The organism is Azorhizobium sp. AG788 (genome assembly GCF_943371865.1).
Classification (GTDB): Bacteria; Pseudomonadota; Alphaproteobacteria; order Rhizobiales; family Xanthobacteraceae; genus Azorhizobium.
Genome location: NZ_CALRWL010000027.1, coordinates 25,479 through 41,968, shown reverse-complemented (window position 1 = coordinate 41,968; position 16,490 = coordinate 25,479). Strand labels below are relative to the sequence as shown.

Genomic DNA, 16,490 nt, shown 5'->3' with positions numbered 1-16,490 from the left:
TTCCCTGCGCAGGGTGCCCGTCCATGAGCAGCGTCGTCCGCCATCCCGGCAAGACATTCGAGTTCCAGGTCTCGGTCGCCATCATCGGCGCCGGCGCGGCCGGCCTCATCGCGGCGCTGGCGGCGCACGAGGCCGGCGCGGAGGTCCTCGTGCTGGAGCGCGATGCGCTGCCGCGCGGCTCCACCGCTTTGTCGGCGGGCCTCATTCCCGCCGCCGGCACCCGCTGGCAGGCGGCGGCAGGCATTGCCGATGATCCGGCAACCTTCGCCGGCGACATCATGGCCAAGGCCCATGGCGAGCCCGATGGCGCGATCGTCGCCCGGGTGACGCAAGAGGCCGGGCCGGCGCTGGAATGGCTGGCAGAGGCCTATGGCCTGCCGGTCTCGGTGATCACCGATTTCAGCTATCCGGGGCATAGCGCCCGGCGCATGCACGGCCTGCCCACCCGATCGGGCGAGGAACTGATCGATGCCCTGCGCGGCGCGGTGGAGCGGGCCGAGATCCCCATCCTGTGCGATGCGCTTGTGACCACCCTGTATACCGACGCGGCCGACCGCATCATCGGCCTCGCCTTCACCCGGCCCGACGGCACCGTCGAGGAGGCGGGCTGCGACCAGCTGATCCTGGCCTGCAACGGCTATGGCGGCAACAAAGACCTGGTGGCGCAGCACATCCCCTCCCTGGCCACGGCGCTCTATTTCGGCCATCCCGGCAACCAGGGCGATGCCTTGATCTGGGGCGAGCACCTCGGGGCGGCGGCGCGGCATCTGTCCGGCCACCAGGGCCATGGCTCGGTGGCCCATCCCGCCGGCATCCTCATCACCTGGGCCACCATCACTGAAGGCGGGGTGCAGGTGAATGCCCTGGGCCAGCGCTTCAGCAACGAGGCGCGCGGCTATTCCGAGCAGGCCGCCGAGGTGTTGCGCCAGCCGGACGGCATCGCCTGGACCCTGTTCGACGGCCGTATCGCCGCCATCGCCCGGCAGTTCGAGGATTTCCGCCAGGCGGAAGCGGGCGGCGCCATCGTCTCGGCTGCGGATTGGCCCCAGCTCGCCACCCGCATCAGCGTCCCGCCTGACGCGCTGGCCGCGACCATGGCGGCGGTCGCCGCCTGCAAGGCCGGCACCGCCACCGATGCCTTCGGCCGCGATTTTTCCGCCTCCGCCGACCTCGCCGGCCCCTTCCTGGCGGTGAAGGTGACCGGCGCCCTGTTTCATACCCAGGGCGGCCTGGTGGTGGATCAGGAGGCCCGCGTTCTGGCACCGGACGGCACGGCTTTCCCCAATGTGTTCGCCGCCGGCGGGGCCGCCTGCGGCGTCTCCGGCGCCCAGGCGGGCGGCTATCTCTCCGGCAATGGGCTGCTCATGGCGGTGGCGCTGGGGCGGATCGCCGGGCGCGCGGCCGGCGCGGCGGGGCGCGGGCAAACCGCATAGGGCTGGCGGCACGGGCACGCGCCCAGCCATGACCCAAGGTTAGACGCATGACGCCCGACCTACGGCAGACATGACATCAAGGTATCATGAGGCCGTCCATCGTATATTTTTGATCTTCAGGGCGAAGATCTGAGCCGATACGATGGCCGAAGGCGTGGGATTCAGCCTCACTGCTTCCACTTTTCGGGCGCCAGTCTTGCGGCGTCCGAAGGAGGCACCGCATGGCATGTCGTTCGGTCATGGCGTTTGTGATGATCCTGGTGGCGGCATCCGCCTCCCCAGCGCGGTCCGCCAGTGCGTCGGCGCCCGTCGCGCCGCAGGAGCTTCGCGACGTCCTGCTGGTGGATGCCCTGACCTGGGGCGCCAATGCCTCCACCATGGCGGCCTTCCGCACCCTCGGGCGCGAGGCGTGGCTGCAAGGCCAGCTGCACCCCAAGGCGGATCTTCTGCCCGAAGCGGCGCAGAAGCAGATCGATGCGCTCCCGATCACCGGAACATCCGCAACGGTGCTTGCGGCCCAATTCGAGGCCGGAGCGAAAGCGGCCAACCAGATCGCCGATCCGGCGGAAAAAATGGCCGCGCAGAAGGCGTTTCAGGACGCGATGAACGCTCTGGCCCGGCAGGCGGCCAGCGCCAGCATCCTGCGGGCGCTCTATGCGCCGGATCAATTGCGCGAGCGCATGACCTGGTTCTGGTTCAACCATTTCAACGTTCACCAATATAAGGGCAATCTGCGGGCCCTGGTGGGGGACTATGAAAGCAAGGCCATCCGCCCGTACGCGCTCGGGCGGTTCCGCGATCTGCTGGGCGCCACCCTGCGCCATCCCGCCATGCTGCGGTATCTGGACAATGTGGACAATGCGGTCGGTCACATCAATGAGAACTATGCCCGCGAGATCATGGAGCTGCACACCATGGGCGTCGGCTCCGGCTATACGCAAAAGGACGTGGAGGAGCTGGCCCGCATCCTCACCGGGGTCGGCATCGATCCCAAGCCGGAGCCGCCCAAGCTGAAGCCGGAGTGGCAGCCGCTGCTGGTGCGCGACGGCCTGTTCACCTTCAATCCCGCGCGCCACGACTTCGGCGACAAGACGTTCCTGGGCCACACCATCAAGGGCCAAGGCTTCGCGGAAGTGGAGGAAGCGCTGGACATCCTGGCGCGCCAGCCCGCGACCGCCCGGCACATCGCCCGGCAGATCGCGCTCTCTTTCGTCGCCGATGATCCCCCGCCCGCGCTGGTGGAGCAGATGGCGCAGACCTTCCTGCGCACCGACGGCGACATGGCCGCCGTGCTCGACACCCTGGTGCATGCCCCGGACTTCACCGCATCGCTCGGCACCCGCTTCAAGGATCCGGTGCGCTATATCCTCTCCGCCGTGCGCCTCGCCTATGACAGCAAGGTGATCGCCAATACCGCCCCGATCCAGAACTGGCTCAACCGGCTGGGAGAAGGCCTCTATAATCACCAGACGCCGGATGGCTATCCTTTGGTCTCGTCCGCCTGGAATGCCTCCGGGCAGATGACCACGCGGTTCGAGATCGCGCGGCAGATCGGCAGCAATAGTTCCGGCCTGTTCAAGCCGGCGGAGCCCGACGCCACCGATCAGCCCGCCTTTCCGCTGCTGCAGAACAGCCTCTATTTCTCCAGCCTGCAGCTGAAGCTGTCGGAGCCCACCCGGCAGGCGCTGGAGCAGGCCATCTCGCCGCAGGAGTGGAACACCTTGTTCCTGTCCTCACCGGACTTCATGCAGTGAACCCGCTCGCACCAGGAGGCGCCCATGTCCATCAGCCGGCGTGATGTCGTCCGCGGCCTTGCGGCCCTTGCGCCCCTGACGCTGGCGGGGCGGGTGTGGGCCGCGCCCAAGGCGGATGCGACCTTGCTGGTGGTGTTCCTGCGCGGCGCCTATGACGCGGCCAATGTGGTGATCCCGGTGGGCAGCCAATTCTATTATGACGCGCGCCCCACCCTGGCGATCGCCCGCCCCGATGCCGCGGCGCCGAACTCGGCTTTGTCGCTGGATGCCCAGTGGGGCCTGCATCCCGCGCTCAAGGACACCATTTACCCGCTGTTCCAGCGCGGCCAGGCGGCGTTCATCCCGTTCGCCGGCACCGACGACCTCACGCGGAGTCATTTCGAGACCCAGGACACCATCGAGCTGGGCCAGACTATCAACGGGAGCCGCGACTATCGCTCCGGCTTCATGGCGCGATTGGCGGGCGTGCTGACCCAGGTGCGGCCCATCGCCTTCACCGACCAGATGCCCCTCACCTTCCAGGGCGGTGATCCGGTGCCCAACATCGCCATCAACAGCGTGGGCAAGCCGGGCATCGATGACCGCCAGGCCCGGCTGATCGCCTCCATGTACAAGGGCCGCCCGCTGGAGAGCGCCGTGGCCGAGGGCTTCCGGGTGCGGGACGATGTTTATCAGGCGATCACCGCGCACATGGCCGAGGCCAGCCGCGGCGCGGCGTCGCCCAAGGGGTTCGAGCTGTCGGCGCGGCGGATCGGCCGCTTGATGCGCGACCAGTTCAACCTCGGCTTCGTGGATGTGGGCGGCTGGGATACCCACGTCAACCAGGGCGCCGCCACCGGCTATCTCGCCGATCGCCTGACCGAGCTGGGGCGCGGCATCGCCGGCTTTGCCGAAGAGATCGGCCCCAAATGGAACGACACCGTGGTGGTGGTGCTGTCGGAGTTCGGCCGCACCTTCCGCGAGAATGGCAACAAGGGCACCGACCACGGCCACGGCAGCGTCTATTGGGTTCTGGGCGGCGGCATTCGCGGCGGCCGCATGGTGGGCGAGCAGGTGGTGGTGGACCAGGCGCATCTGTTTCAGAACCGCGACTATCCCGTGCTCACCGACTATCGCGCGGCGCTGGGCGGGCTGTTGCAGAAGCTCTATGGCCTCGACCAGCGGCAGTTGAACCGCGTGTTCGCATCGGTCCAGCCCCGCGATCTCGGCCTCATCTAAGGCCCTCCGGCTGGCCTGAGTTCGATCAGTCCGCCGCCGCGCCTTTCACCCGGCCGGCCACGGTCATGGCCAGCGCGGCGGCGGCCATCAGCACGGCGGCCAGCACCACCGGCAGCGCCTGCCCCAGTCCGCCCAGCGCACCGGAGACGAGGGAGGAGATGCCCCACCCCAAGGCGGCGCCGGAGCCCACCATGCCCAGGATCCAGCCCTGCCGCTCTGGCGTCACCCGGTCCGACAGCAAGGTGACGATGGAGGGATAGGCGATGTTGATGGTGATGCCGGCAATCAGCGCCGCCGCATAGGCCTGATAGGCCGAGCCGACGATGAGGCAGACCACCATCATCGCCGCATTCAGCCCAAGGCCTGCCACCGCCAGGGGGCGCATGGCGAACCGCTCCGACAGCGCCGGCTGCACCAGCCCGTTGGAAATGCAGAAGCCGATGCCCAGGATCGACATGAACAGCCCCACCTGCGTCAGGCTCAGGTGCAGGTTCGGGGCCGCCATCAGATAGACCGAGATGAACACAAAGAAGCTGCCCCACGCCACCTGCATCAGCACGAAGCAGCTGAGGATGGCGCGCACCGCTTTGTCCCCCGCCGCATCGCGAAAGCAGCGCACGCCCTCCCAGATGGAGATGGTGGACCAATCGATCCGCCGGTCCGGCTTGGGCGCCTCGCGGTAGCCGGTCAGCAGCAGCGCCAGAGCGACCAGGGTCAGCAGCGTGCACAGATGCAGCGGCGCCGAAAACGAAATGGTGGAGAGGGTGGAGGCCACCACCGGCCCCAGCACGAAGCCCAGCGAGGAGAACAGCATGCTGTAGCTCAGCAGCCGGGCCTTGTTGCTGCCGGTGTCGATCAGCGCCGCCTGCGCTGTGGCCTGGGCGGCGGCGGTGGCGCCGCCGATCAGCCGCCCCAGGAACAAGAGCGGCAGCAGATGCAGATCGATCGCCAGCCCGGCGAACAGATTGCCCAGCAGCACGCCGGTGCCGCACAGAATGAGCACCGGCCGGCGGCCCCACTGGTCCGACAGCCGCCCCAGAACCGGGGCCATATACATCATCAGGAACACATAGACCGCCACCAGCAGCCCGCTGACGAAGTTGCGCAAAGGCAGCGACGCATCGGGCAAAAACACCGCCGTGGCGGGGTCGATCAGCAGCGGGCCGAGCAGCGGGATGATGACGGTGGCACTGATGGAATCCACCAGGATCAACAGGAAGAGCGCGATCATGCCCGGCTGTCGATCGGCTCATGCACATGGGCCTGCAAGCTCGCGCGCATCCGATCCGCCAAGGCGCGGATCGTCGCCTCCTGGTAGTTGAGGGAGGAATATTGGAAGCGGATCATCAGCTTGCCGTCATGAATGATCGCCACCAGATAGAGCCGGAAATCCGCCGGATTATCCGCGAAGCAGTGGTTCTTGAGATAGAGCAAATTCTCTTCCGGCTGGTCGAACACCGCGCCGTGGAAGCTGCTGTCCCAGGTCTCGCCGAAGAAATTATAGAGGATCTTCACCTGATCCTGGACCGCCAGCTCGGCGCCGCGCGGATGGTAGGCGCGCAAGGCCCCATGGGCGATGCCGTGCTGCGGCATGGCGTGCAGCTGCCCGGCCACCTCTTGCAGGCCGCCCGCCAGCACCAAAGGCGTATGGGTGGTGAACCAGCCGCACAGGCGGGTGGGATCCACCCCCGCCACCACCGGCTCGCGCCCGTGGCCGACCACATGCAGCATCAGGCGCGCCTCGCCGGAGGCCTCCACCAGCGCCGCCGCCACCCGCTCATAGGGATGGTTGGGCGCCTCCTCCAGCATCAGGCTTTCCAGGGTGACGATGTCCCGCTGCCGGGCGCCGGGCTGGTCGCTGTCGGGCGGGAATGTCGGTGCCTGCTGGTCCAGCCAATAGGGCAGTTGCGCCTCGGCCTCGGGGGTGGCGGCGAAGCGCATCAGCCCCTCCACCCAGGACTTGTAGGTGCCGCCCGCGGGGGCCAGCGCCTTGCCCAGATAAGCCTGCTGCAAATCCGTCACCAGCGCCCCCCAGGACAGGCCGTCGGTCACCAGATGGTGGCAGATCAGCACCAGGCGCTGGCCCTCTTCGGTGGTGAACAGAGCGGCGCGCATGATCGGCCCGTGGGCGATGTCCAGGGTCTCCTGCATCTGCGCCGCCCGCGTGCCCACCTCGGCCAGCGGGACATCGGCGCACTCCAGCGGCACCTCCAGTCCGGTCTCCGCATAGAATTGCCGCCCGTCCTGGAACCGCAGCCGCAGCGCATCGTGGTGCGCCACCAGCTTCGTCAGCGCCGTCTTCAGCGTCTCCGGCTCCAGCGCGCAGCGGAACACCGCCGAACAGTTGAACTGCTGCGGCCGCGCCGTGGCCCAACTGAAATAATACCGCTGCATGGGCGACAGCGGGACCTCGCCCTTGGCCTCCTCCACCTGCACCGGCTGGGCGGCCGCAAGGCTCTGGGCCAATTCGGCGATGGTGGGCGTGCGCTGAAGCGCCGTGGGGTCGAACGGCAGGCCGGCTTCGCGCGCCTTGATGCCCAGTTGCACCGAGAGCAGCGAGTCCCCGCCCAGGGCGTAGAAATTGTCGTGAATGCCGATGGGCTCGTGCTTCAGCACCGCCTGCCAGATGTCCACCAGCGCCGTCTCGGTTTCGGTGCGTGGCGCGGTATAGGGCAGAGCGCCGGGCATCTGCGCCACGTCCGGCCGGGGCAGCGCCTTGCGGTCCACCTTGCCATTGGCGGAGAGCGGGATCTGCTCCAGCGGCACGAACACCCGCGGGATCATGTAATAAGGCAGCAGATCCTGCAGGGCGGCCCGCATCTGCGCCGCATCCAGCGGGGCATCGCTGACCACATAGGCCACCAGGAACTTGCCCTTGTTGTTGGGCTGGTCCTGCCCGTCCACCAGCGCGGCCCTGACGCCCGGAAGCGACTGGATCGCCCCCTCGATCTCGCCCAGCTCGACGCGGAACCCGTTCACCTTCACCTGGAAATCCGCCCGGCCCAGGAACTCCACCTGCCCGTCCGGCAGCCAGCGACCGAGATCGCCGGTGTAATAGATCCGCTCGCCGGTGGCGGGATAGGTGATGAAGGCGGCGTCGGTCTTTTCCTGATCCTTCCAATAGCCGCGCGCCAGGCACACCCCGCCCATGAAGATCCGACCCGGCATGAAGGGCGGGCAATGATTGAGGCCGGAATCCAGCACGAACATCTTCTGGTTCGGCATGGCCCGGCCATAGGGGATGGTGGTCCAGATCGGGTCCACCGCGCCGATGCGATACCAGTTGGAGATGATGGAGGTCTCGGTCGGCCCGCCCACGCTCCAGATCACCGCATGGGGGCTGAGCGGGCGCATGCGCTCCGGCAGATCGGTGGGGATCTTGTCGCCCCCCATCATGAACACCCGCATGCTGGGCAGCGCCTCGCCGGACTGCACCCACATGTCCACATACATGGGCACGCTGGTCCACATGGTGGCCGAATGCTGGCGCACCAGTTCCACCCAGTGCAGCGGCTCCAGATGGCGGTCCTCGTCCGGCACCACCACGCCGGCCCCGGCCACCAGCATGCCGAAGATGTCATAGACCGAGAGATCGAAGGCGAAATCGGACAATTGGATCGATTTGTCGCCGGGGCCGACGCCATGCTCCGCATTGGCATTGCGCAATGTGTTCATGACGCTGAAATGGGTCAGCGTCACGCCCTTCGGCTTGCCGGTGGAGCCGGAGGTGAACAGCACATAGCAGATGTCCTTGATGTCATTGACCGAAGCGAGCCGCGTGTCCGGCTCGTCTGCCCACACCGCGGGGTCGTCCACGGCAAGACCGGGACGGCCGAGCCGATCCATCACGCGCTGCTGGCTCAGGACGATGGTGACCTCGCCCTGCTCGATCACGCTGTCCATGCGGTCGGTGGGCCAGGCGGCATTGATGGGCAGATAGCCGCCGCCGGCTTTCAGGATGGCCATGCAGGCCACCGCCTGTTCCCACCCCTTCTCCATCATCACGCCCACCAGCATGTTGGGCTTGATGCCGTCCCGCCGCAGCCGGTGGGCGATGCGGTTGGTGAGGCGCTCCATCTCGCCATAGCTGAGCACGCGCTCGCGCATCAGCAGGGCCGGCGCATCCGGCTGGCGCTCGGCCCAGTCGGAGAAGGCGTCATGCAGCAATTGCAGATCGGTACGCGGGGCCGGCGGCAAGGTCCATTCGGTTTCGATGCGCTGCACCTCCGCCGGGCTGGCGAGCATCAGCTTCGACAGCGGCGTGTCCGGGTGCGCCACCACCTGCTCGGCCAAAAGCGCAAGATGCGCCGCCAGTTCTTCGATGAAGGCGCGGGTGAATTGCTTGGCGCTGTAGTGCAGCCGCACATCCAGCCGGTCGCCCTCGGCGAAGGCCAGGAACAGGAGGTCGGTCTGGCAGTCCACGCTCTCCAGCGGCAGCGGCGTGCCCAGAGCGAACGGCCACAGCGGCTTGGCCCAGGACACCGAGACGTTGGGCAATTGGATGGCGTCCGACGGACGCGCCTTGCGCAGGCCGGCGATCACCTCCTGGAACGACAGGCGGTCATGCGCGCGGGTCGCCCGCCGCTGCTCCTGCACCTGCTGCACCAGTTGCGCAAAGGTGAGGTGCGGCGTGAAGCTGGCGGTGGCGATCAGCGAATTGACGAACGAGCCCATGGAGCGGGCAAAGTCCGCGCCACGCAGGTCGGTGGGGTAGAGCACCGCCACCATCTCCTGCTCGGTATAGCGATGGATCAGCGCCTGGATCAGGGCCAGCGTGGTGACGAAGGGACTGACCTTCATGTCCGGCAGGCGCAGGGAGAAGTAGAGATTGCCGTCGCGCTCGCCCTGATAGCTCACCCGCCGGGTCGGCAGCCCGGTGTGGAAATCGGACTGCGCCAGGGCCTGCGCCCAATAGGCCCGGTCCGCCTCATGGTCGGCACTGTCCAGATAGTCCCGCTCATGCGCGCCCCAGGCGGCGGGGCCTGGCCCCGGCTCGGGCACCGACTGGCCGTTATAGCGCGCGCCGACTTCCTCCAGCAGCAGGGTGATCGAGCCGCCATCCAGCACCATGTGGCTGCCGTTGATGACGAAGATGTCGCCGCACAGCACGAAGCGGAACAGCGGCCCGTTCTCGGTATCGAACGGCCGGGTGATCGCCCATTCCCAGCTGTCTGAAACCTCCAGCACCTGCGCCGGCGTCTCCAGCACCACCTGGTACGGCATGCCGTCCACTTCGCGGATCACCGAGCGCAGAGCGGGATGGGCCTGCACCGTCTCCCGCAGCGCCTGCTCCAGCCGGTCCAGATCGACGCCGGGGTTCAGCCGGTACACGAACGGCACGAAATAGGCCGAGCTGTCCGGGGACCGCTTGCATTCCAGCCAGATGCGCTGGGTGACGACGGCAAGCGGAATAGCGGCCGTAGCGACGTCCATCGGGGCGTTCCTGATGCTGGCGGAAGGGAATGAGGCGGCAGAGGGGAGGTATCTGCCGAATTGAGGCAGGAAATCCGCTGGCTGGCAAGGGGACGTCGAGCCATATGCCGCGCCGCGATGGGCTGCGGAGATCTCACCAAGATCCTGAGCCGGCGTCGCGCCGCCCCATGAGCGCCACTCCACCGGCCGGCTGGCGACAGGGGAACGGGCTGACGTTGCGGATCGCAGCCCCCGGCTTGCGGACGAGGTGTTTTGTCACGATCCGCCCCAGCCCCTGTGTCTGCGGACTTCCCGGCCCGCGGCATGGCTGCCCTGCGCCATCCGGCGCCCCGCACGGCGTCCCGAGCCTAGACGCGGGCGGCAAAAGCGGTAAGTTCTCGCCCGCCCGAGGATGGCCCCCTTTCCATGGGCACAGGATCAGCCGTGTGAAGCCGAACCGTGCCACCAGCCCCGGTTCGGCCGCCGGATCATTTATCGCTGAAGGACGCCGCGCTCGTGCTCGATAGCCATTCCCATTCGCCGCAGCTCTCGCTGGCCAAAGACAAGATCAAGGTGCTGCTTCTCGAAGGCATCAACGACAGTGCGGTGGAGATCGTGACGGCCGCGGGCTACACCAACGTCACCCGCCTGCCCAAGGCGCTGGATGGCGATGCGCTGAAGGAAGCCATCAAGGGCGTCCACATCCTCGGCATCCGCTCGCGCACCCAGATCACCGCCGAGGTGCTGGAACATGCCGACCGGCTGATCGCCATCGGCTGCTTCAGCGTCGGCACCAATCAGGTGGATATCGACGCGGTCCGCCAGTACGGCATCCCCGTGTTCAACGCCCCGTTCTCCAACACCCGCAGCGTGGCGGAACTGGTGATCGGCGAGATCGTGATGCTGCTGCGGCGCATCCCCGCCCGCTCCCATGCGGCGCACGAAGGCCGCTGGGACAAGTCCGCCAACGACAGCCATGAGGTGCGCGGCAAGACCCTCGGCATCGTCGGCTATGGCAATATCGGCTCGCAGCTGTCGAACCTGGCCGAGGCCATGGGCATGAAGGTGGTGTTCTACGACCACACCGACAAGCTGCGCCACGGCAATACGGAATCGGTCTCAAGCTTGCACGACCTGCTGGCCCAGAGCGACGTGGTGTCCCTGCACGTGCCCGAGACCTCGGCCACCGCCGGCATGATCGGCCGCGACGAATTCGCCGCCATGAAGCCGGGCGCCTATTTCATCAACAACAGCCGCGGCACGGTGGTGGATCTGGAGGCGCTGGCCGACGCCCTGCGCGCCGGCAAGCTGCGCGGCGCCGCGGTGGATGTGTTCCCGGTCGAGCCCGGCTCCAACGCCGAGCGCTTCGTCTCGCCCTTGCAGGGCCTGGACAATGTCATCCTGACCCCGCACATCGGCGGCTCCACCGAGGAAGCCCAGGAGCGGATCGGCGCCGAGGTGGCGCGCAAGCTGGTGGATTACAGCGACAGCGGCTCCACCATGGGCGCGGTCAACTTCCCCCAAGTCCAGCTGCCCGCCCGCCCGCTGGGTACCCGCTTCATCCAGGTGCAGCGCAACCTGCCCGGCATGCTCGGGCGCCTCAACGAGGTGCTCGCCCGCCATTCGGTCAACATCGCCGCGCAATATTATGAGACCTATGCCGACGTCGGCTATGTGGTGCTCGATGCCGATGCCTCGGCGGCCGACACCCAGGCGGTGCTGGCCGACATCCGGGCGCTGGAGGGCACCATCCGCGCCCGGCTGCTGTACGAATACAAGATCTGATTGTCGACGATTTGAACGCCTCCGTTTTATGCAACTCTTGATTGCAGAAAGCGGAGGCCGGTCGTGGAACTCCCCGCGCAGACCGCCGCCGATGGCACAGGCTGTTGCATCCACGGGAGCAACAGGGGAAGTCCGGGGAACTGGCTTATGAACGCGGCGGAATCCGTGCTGTTCGGTGATGCAACAGTGTGAGCGGGTCCGCTCGCTCGTGCGCGCCGCGCGGCGGTTGTACCTGCCGGCCGGTCCGCTCAGGCCGGCCCGTCGTCCGCGACCGCCCGGCTGGGCACCTGGCGCAGAACCGGGGGCTGGATGCCATGGCGGTCCACCTGCTTGAGCTGGGTGGTGATGTGGCGCACGAACGCCTGGATGGCATCGGGCAAGGTCCGCCCGAGCATGGTCTGGATCTCATAGCGCCGTTCGTTGGTGGTCAAGGTCTTGACCGGCACCGCCATGACCTGGAAGCGCCAGCTGCGCACCAGGGCGGTGATCCGGCCGGTCATGATGATGCCGCCGGCGGCTTCGGCGAAGCACCACAGACCGGCCATATAATTGGTGGTCATCACCGGCTCGAGCACAATTCCTTCCGCCGCGCAGGCCAGATCGAAGACCTGCCGCGCCGTGGTTTCCTTGGCGGCCAGGCCGATGGGATAAGCGGAAATATCCGCAAGCGTCACGAAAGAGCGGTCGGCCAAAGGATGGTCCGGCGCCATGATGGCGACCAGGGGTGTACTTGACGCATACTCCACGTGCACGCTCTTGTCCGGGCCAAACCTGAACGAAAGCCCGATATCCGCATCCCCGTCCCGCACCATGCGCGTCACCTCGCGCGGGGCATCTACATGCATCTCGAAGGCAATGCCGGGATAGGTCTGGCGGAAGCTGCTGATGGCCCGCGGCATGAAATCGGTGGCAAAGCCTTCGGTGCAGCCGACCCGCACCAGCCCTCGCTCCAGCCCCCTCAGCCGGCGCACCTCATTGATGACCTGCTCCTCCCCCAGCAACGTGCGCCGGGCATGCTGGGCCAGCAGTTCGCCGGCCGCGCTCGGCACCATCCGGCGCGAGCGGCGCTCGAACAGCGGCGAGCCAAGCTCTTGCTCCAGCTTGCTGATTTGACGACTGATGGCGGACGCCGCCACATTCAGGCGCACCGAGGCTTCAGCGATGGAGCCACTGCGGACCACTTCCAGAAAGTAGCGCAGCGCCGCATCATGCACCTCTTGGCCCTCCCGATCGCCGCCGCTGATTGCCGAAACGGCAACGAAACTGACGAATTATTCTAATTGCGATACGGGAAAAGCTCAATAAGCTGTCACGACTAGAAGTTGGGCGAACGACACCAACTCAAATAAAAACCAGAGAGAGAACATGGCTAACTATCGATCCCATTTCTCCAGAATGCTGACGGCCGCTCTGCTCGCCGCGGCCCCGGCAACCGCCTATGCCGACAAGGCGCACGACACCCTCACCTATGCCTCCGACACCGAGCCGGAGAATGTGAGCCCGTACCACAACAACGTGCGCGAGGGCGTCATCATTGCCCGGCACGTGTTCGACAATTTGATCTATCACGACCTCGCCACCGGCAAATACCAGCCGCAACTGGCCACCGACTGGACCTGGGTGGATCCCCAGACTCTGGACCTGACCATCCGCAAGGGCGTCACCTTCCACAATGGCGATCCGCTGACGGCGGATGACGTTGTCTTCACGCTTAATTATGCGGTGAACCCGGCCTCCAAGGTCGTCACCAAGCAGAATGTGAACTGGATCAAGAGTGCCGAGAAGATCGGCGACGACAAGGTCCGCATTCACTTGGTCGGTCCCTTCCCGGCGGCCATCGAATATCTCTCCGGCCCGGTCGTCATCTATCCCAAGACCTATTTCGAGAAGGTCGGGCTGGACGGATTTGCCAAGGCGCCCATCGGCTCCGGCCCCTACAAGGTGACGGCAGTGGTGCCCGGCAAGGGCGTCAAGATGGAGAAGAATGCCAATTACTGGAAGGGCAGCCCGCTGGGCACACCCGCCATCGGCAAATTGGAGTTCCGGGTCATTCCGGACCAGGAAACCCAACTCGCCGAGCTGATGACCGGCGGCGTGGACTGGATCTGGCGCGTGCAGGCCGATCAGGCCAAGCAATTGGAGAGTGTGCCGAATTTGAAGGTTCTGGCGGCCGAAACCATGCGCGTCGGCTTCCTCCAGCTCGACGCCCGTGGCCAGTCGCCCGGCGCCGCGCCGCTGAAGGACGTGCGCGTACGCCAGGCCATCGCCTATGCCATCGATCGCAAGGCGATGCTGGACAACCTGGTGCGCGGTGGCGCCCGCATCATGAATTCGGCCTGCTTCATCGACCAGTTCGGCTGCACCGACAAGGGCGTGCCGCGCTATGACTACGACCCGGCCAAGGCCAAGAAATTGCTGGCGGAGGCGGGCTTTGCCGACGGCTTCACCATCGATCTCTATGCCTATCGCGAGCGCGAATATGCCGAGGCGGTGGTGGGCTATCTGCGCGCCGTGGGCATCAAGGCCAACCTCAACTTCATGAAATATGCGGCGCTGCGCGAACTGTCCCGCGCCGGCAAGGTCCCGATCTACTACCAGACCTGGGGCTCCTTCTCCGTCGCCGACGCCTCCGCCTTCACCGGCGCCTGGTTCAAGGGCGACGAGGACGATCTCGCCCGCGACGAGGAGATCACCAAGCTGCTGAAGACCGCCGACACCACAGTGGAGACGGAAACCCGGCTGAAGACCTATGCCGAGGCGCTCAAGCTGATCGCCGAGCGCACCTATCTGGTGCCGCTGTTCTCCTATTCCAGCAACTATGCCTTTACCAGCGACCTCAGCTTCACCGCTCAGCCGGATGAGTTGCCGCGCTTTTTCCAGGCCAAGTGGAAATAGGGTCAGGCGCGGCGTCGACTTGACGCCGCCACTGACGGCCACTGCGGCCCCCCACATCTTCCGGCCACGGCGTATTTCCAGGCGCCGCGGCCGCCTTCCTCTCGGAGTCCGTCGTCCGGCTCCGACGCGTGCCCAAACGCCATGCAGGATGCCTGAAGATGCTTGCCTTTACCCTCCGACGACTGGTCGTCGCCTTTTGCGTGGCGATCACCGTCTCGGTCATCGCCTTCGCGCTGCTGCACCTTTCCGGTGATCTCGCCACCGCCATTGCAGGTCCTGAGGCTTCGCCGGCCCAGGTGGCGGAGCTGCGGCACCAATATGGGCTCGACCGGCCCATGACGGTGCAATATCTGGACTGGCTCTGGCGCGCCCTGCATCTGGATTTCGGCAACTCGTTCTATTTCCGCGATAGCGTGGTCTCGCTGATCGCCTCCCGCATGCCGGTGACGCTGACGCTGGGCGCCATCTCGCTGGTGATCTCGCTGGTGATCGCGGTGCCGCTCGGCATCCTGGCGGCGGTGTTTCGCGGCACCCTCATCGATCGCCTGGCATTGACCTTCTGCGTGCTGGGGCAGGCCATTCCCACCTTCTGCCTCGGGCTCGGGCTGATCATCGTGTTCGCCGTGAACCTGCGCTGGCTGCCGGTGTCGGGCACCGCAAGCTGGCAAGGCTACATCCTGCCCTCGGTGGCGCTGGGCTGGTACGCCGTCCCGGCGGTCATGCGGCTGTCCCGCAATGGCATGCTGGAAGTGCTGTCGGCGGACTATATCCGCACCGCGCGGGCCAAAGGACTATCGCCGGCGGTGGTGGTCCTGAAGCACGCCTTGCGCAACGCCATCATCCCGGTGGTGGCGCTGGCGGCGGTGCAGTTCGGCTTCATGCTCGGCGGCTCCATCGTGGTGGAGGCGGTGTTCTCCATGCACGGGATCGGGCATCTGGCCTGGGAGGCCATCGCCCGCAAGGACTTCCCCGTCGTGCAGGCGGTGGTTCTGATCCTGGCGGCCATCTACATCACCCTCACCTTCCTGGCGGACATCATCAACGCCCTTCTCGATCCCCGGATGCGCGTGGCATGACCGACATCGCTCCTTCCGCCGCCACGGGCGCGGCCTTCGACAGCGCACCGCTGCGGCGTTCTCCGGCCATGGCTCTGCTGCGCCGCGGCCTGCGCCACGGCGGACTGGTGACGGGCAGCGTCATCCTGCTGGTCATCGTCGGCCTGGCGCTCGCCGCCCCTTTGGTGGCGCCGCACGATCCTTATGCCCAGGATCTTTCCCGCCGCATGATCCCGCCGATCTGGAACGCCAAGGGCAACTGGGACTTCCTGCTCGGCACCGACAAGCTCGGGCGCGACTATCTCAGCCGCCTGCTCTACGGCGCGCGCATCTCGCTACTGATCGGCGCCGTCACCGTGCTGATCTCCGGCACCATCGGCACCCTGCTCGGCGTCTGCGCCGGCTATTTCGGCGGCCGGGTGGATGCGGTGCTCAGCTACATCGTCACCACCCGCCTGGCACTGCCGGTGGTGCTGGTGGCGCTGGCCTCCGCGGCCCTGGTGGGCTCCTCGCTCCAGGGCGTCATCATCGTGCTTGGCCTGCTGCTGTGGGACCGCTTCGCGGTCGTCACCCGCTCGGCCACCCAGCAGATCGCCGGCAGCGACTATATCGCCGCCGCCAAGGCCATCGGCTGCTCGACCCCGCGCCTGATCCTCACCGAGGTGCTGCCCAACATCCTCAATCCGCTGATCGTGGTGGCGACGCTGGAAATGGCCCACGCCATCCTGCTGGAAGCCGCCTTGTCGTTCCTGGGCCTTGGCGTGCAGCCGCCGCTGCCCTCCTGGGGCCTGATGATCGCCGAGGGCAAGCAATACATGTTCTTCAGCCCGTGGGTGATCGCCATTCCCGCCGTGGCGCTTGTCCTGCTGGTGCTGGCCATCAACCTCGTGGGCGATGGGCTGCGCGACGTGACCGCGCCCGAAAACAGGAACTGAGCC

General features: G+C 66.7%; 10 protein-coding genes. 7 read left to right on the top strand and 3 right to left on the bottom strand.

Annotated features, from left to right (window positions below):
* The first annotated feature begins 23 nt into the window (after positions 1–23).
* The 3 genes from AAG816_RS16130 to AAG816_RS16120 all read left to right on the top strand — a co-directional run bounded on the left by AAG816_RS16130 (position 24) and on the right by AAG816_RS16120 (position 4,405).
* Positions 24–1,433 (top strand): FAD-dependent oxidoreductase, encoded by a 1,410-nt coding sequence (locus AAG816_RS16130; RefSeq protein WP_341990680.1) that lies wholly within the window; start codon positions 24–26, stop codon positions 1,431–1,433.
* 221 nt (positions 1,434–1,654) lie between these two features.
* On the top strand, positions 1,655–3,187 hold the full coding sequence (locus tag AAG816_RS16125) for a DUF1800 domain-containing protein (protein ID WP_341990679.1): 1,533 nt from the start codon (positions 1,655–1,657) through the stop codon (positions 3,185–3,187).
* 30 nt (positions 3,188–3,217) lie between these two features.
* The gene (locus AAG816_RS16120; RefSeq protein ID WP_341990716.1) at positions 3,218–4,405 is read left to right on the top strand and encodes a DUF1501 domain-containing protein; all 1,188 of its coding nucleotides are present in this window, start codon (positions 3,218–3,220) and stop codon (positions 4,403–4,405) included.
* Between the two features lie 25 nt (positions 4,406–4,430).
* On the opposite strand, the gene AAG816_RS16115 is transcribed toward AAG816_RS16120, so the two are convergent.
* Positions 4,431–5,636 carry an MFS transporter gene (locus tag AAG816_RS16115; RefSeq protein ID WP_341990678.1) on the bottom strand — a complete coding sequence of 402 codons (1,206 nt, stop codon included), beginning with the start codon at positions 5,634–5,636 and terminating at the stop codon, positions 4,431–4,433.
* Positions 5,633–9,838 (bottom strand): amino acid adenylation domain-containing protein, encoded by a 4,206-nt coding sequence (locus AAG816_RS16110; protein ID WP_341990677.1) that lies wholly within the window; start codon positions 9,836–9,838, stop codon positions 5,633–5,635. The genes AAG816_RS16115 and AAG816_RS16110 overlap by 4 nt, the downstream gene beginning before the upstream one ends.
* Before the next feature lie 495 nt (positions 9,839–10,333).
* Here AAG816_RS16110 and serA point away from each other — a divergent pair, with 495 nt between their 5' ends.
* Positions 10,334–11,602 carry a phosphoglycerate dehydrogenase gene (gene serA, locus AAG816_RS16105; RefSeq protein WP_341990676.1) on the top strand — a complete coding sequence of 423 codons (1,269 nt, stop codon included), beginning with the start codon at positions 10,334–10,336 and terminating at the stop codon, positions 11,600–11,602.
* 248 nt (positions 11,603–11,850) lie between these two features.
* Here the strand turns inward: serA and AAG816_RS16100 are convergent, their stop codons facing one another.
* Complete coding sequence (locus tag AAG816_RS16100) at positions 11,851–12,816, bottom strand: LysR family transcriptional regulator (RefSeq protein WP_341990675.1); 966 nt, start codon at positions 12,814–12,816, stop codon at positions 11,851–11,853.
* Positions 12,817–12,967: 151 nt separating this feature from the next.
* On the opposite strand from AAG816_RS16100, the gene AAG816_RS16095 reads away from it, so the two are divergent.
* The 3 genes from AAG816_RS16095 (at position 12,968) to AAG816_RS16085 (ending at position 16,487) form a co-directional block, all read left to right on the top strand.
* Complete coding sequence (locus tag AAG816_RS16095; protein WP_341990674.1) at positions 12,968–14,497, top strand: ABC transporter substrate-binding protein; 1,530 nt, start codon at positions 12,968–12,970, stop codon at positions 14,495–14,497.
* Between the two features lie 158 nt (positions 14,498–14,655).
* On the top strand, positions 14,656–15,573 hold the full coding sequence (locus tag AAG816_RS16090) for an ABC transporter permease (protein ID WP_341990673.1): 918 nt from the start codon (positions 14,656–14,658) through the stop codon (positions 15,571–15,573).
* 68 nt (positions 15,574–15,641) lie between these two features.
* Positions 15,642–16,487, top strand: coding sequence for an ABC transporter permease (locus AAG816_RS16085; protein ID WP_341990715.1), 846 nt, complete (start codon positions 15,642–15,644; stop codon positions 16,485–16,487).
* The last annotated feature ends 3 nt before the right edge of the window (positions 16,488–16,490 follow it).

Bases quoted from the DNA above. Each gene is read 5' to 3' on its own strand.
- AAG816_RS16130 (WP_341990680.1), top strand. From the start codon at position 24: ATGAGCAGCGTCGTCCGCCATCCCGGCAAGACATTCGAGTTCCAGGTC.
- AAG816_RS16125 (WP_341990679.1), top strand. From the start codon at position 1,655: ATGGCATGTCGTTCGGTCATGGCGTTTGTGATGATCCTGGTGGCGGCA.
- AAG816_RS16115 (WP_341990678.1), bottom strand. From the start codon at position 5,636: ATGATCGCGCTCTTCCTGTTGATCCTGGTGGATTCCATCAGTGCCACC.
- AAG816_RS16110 (WP_341990677.1), bottom strand. From the start codon at position 9,838: ATGGACGTCGCTACGGCCGCTATTCCGCTTGCCGTCGTCACCCAGCGC.
- AAG816_RS16095 (WP_341990674.1), top strand. From the start codon at position 12,968: ATGGCTAACTATCGATCCCATTTCTCCAGAATGCTGACGGCCGCTCTG.
- AAG816_RS16090 (WP_341990673.1), top strand. From the start codon at position 14,656: ATGCTTGCCTTTACCCTCCGACGACTGGTCGTCGCCTTTTGCGTGGCG.
- AAG816_RS16085 (WP_341990715.1), top strand. From the start codon at position 15,642: ATGGCTCTGCTGCGCCGCGGCCTGCGCCACGGCGGACTGGTGACGGGC.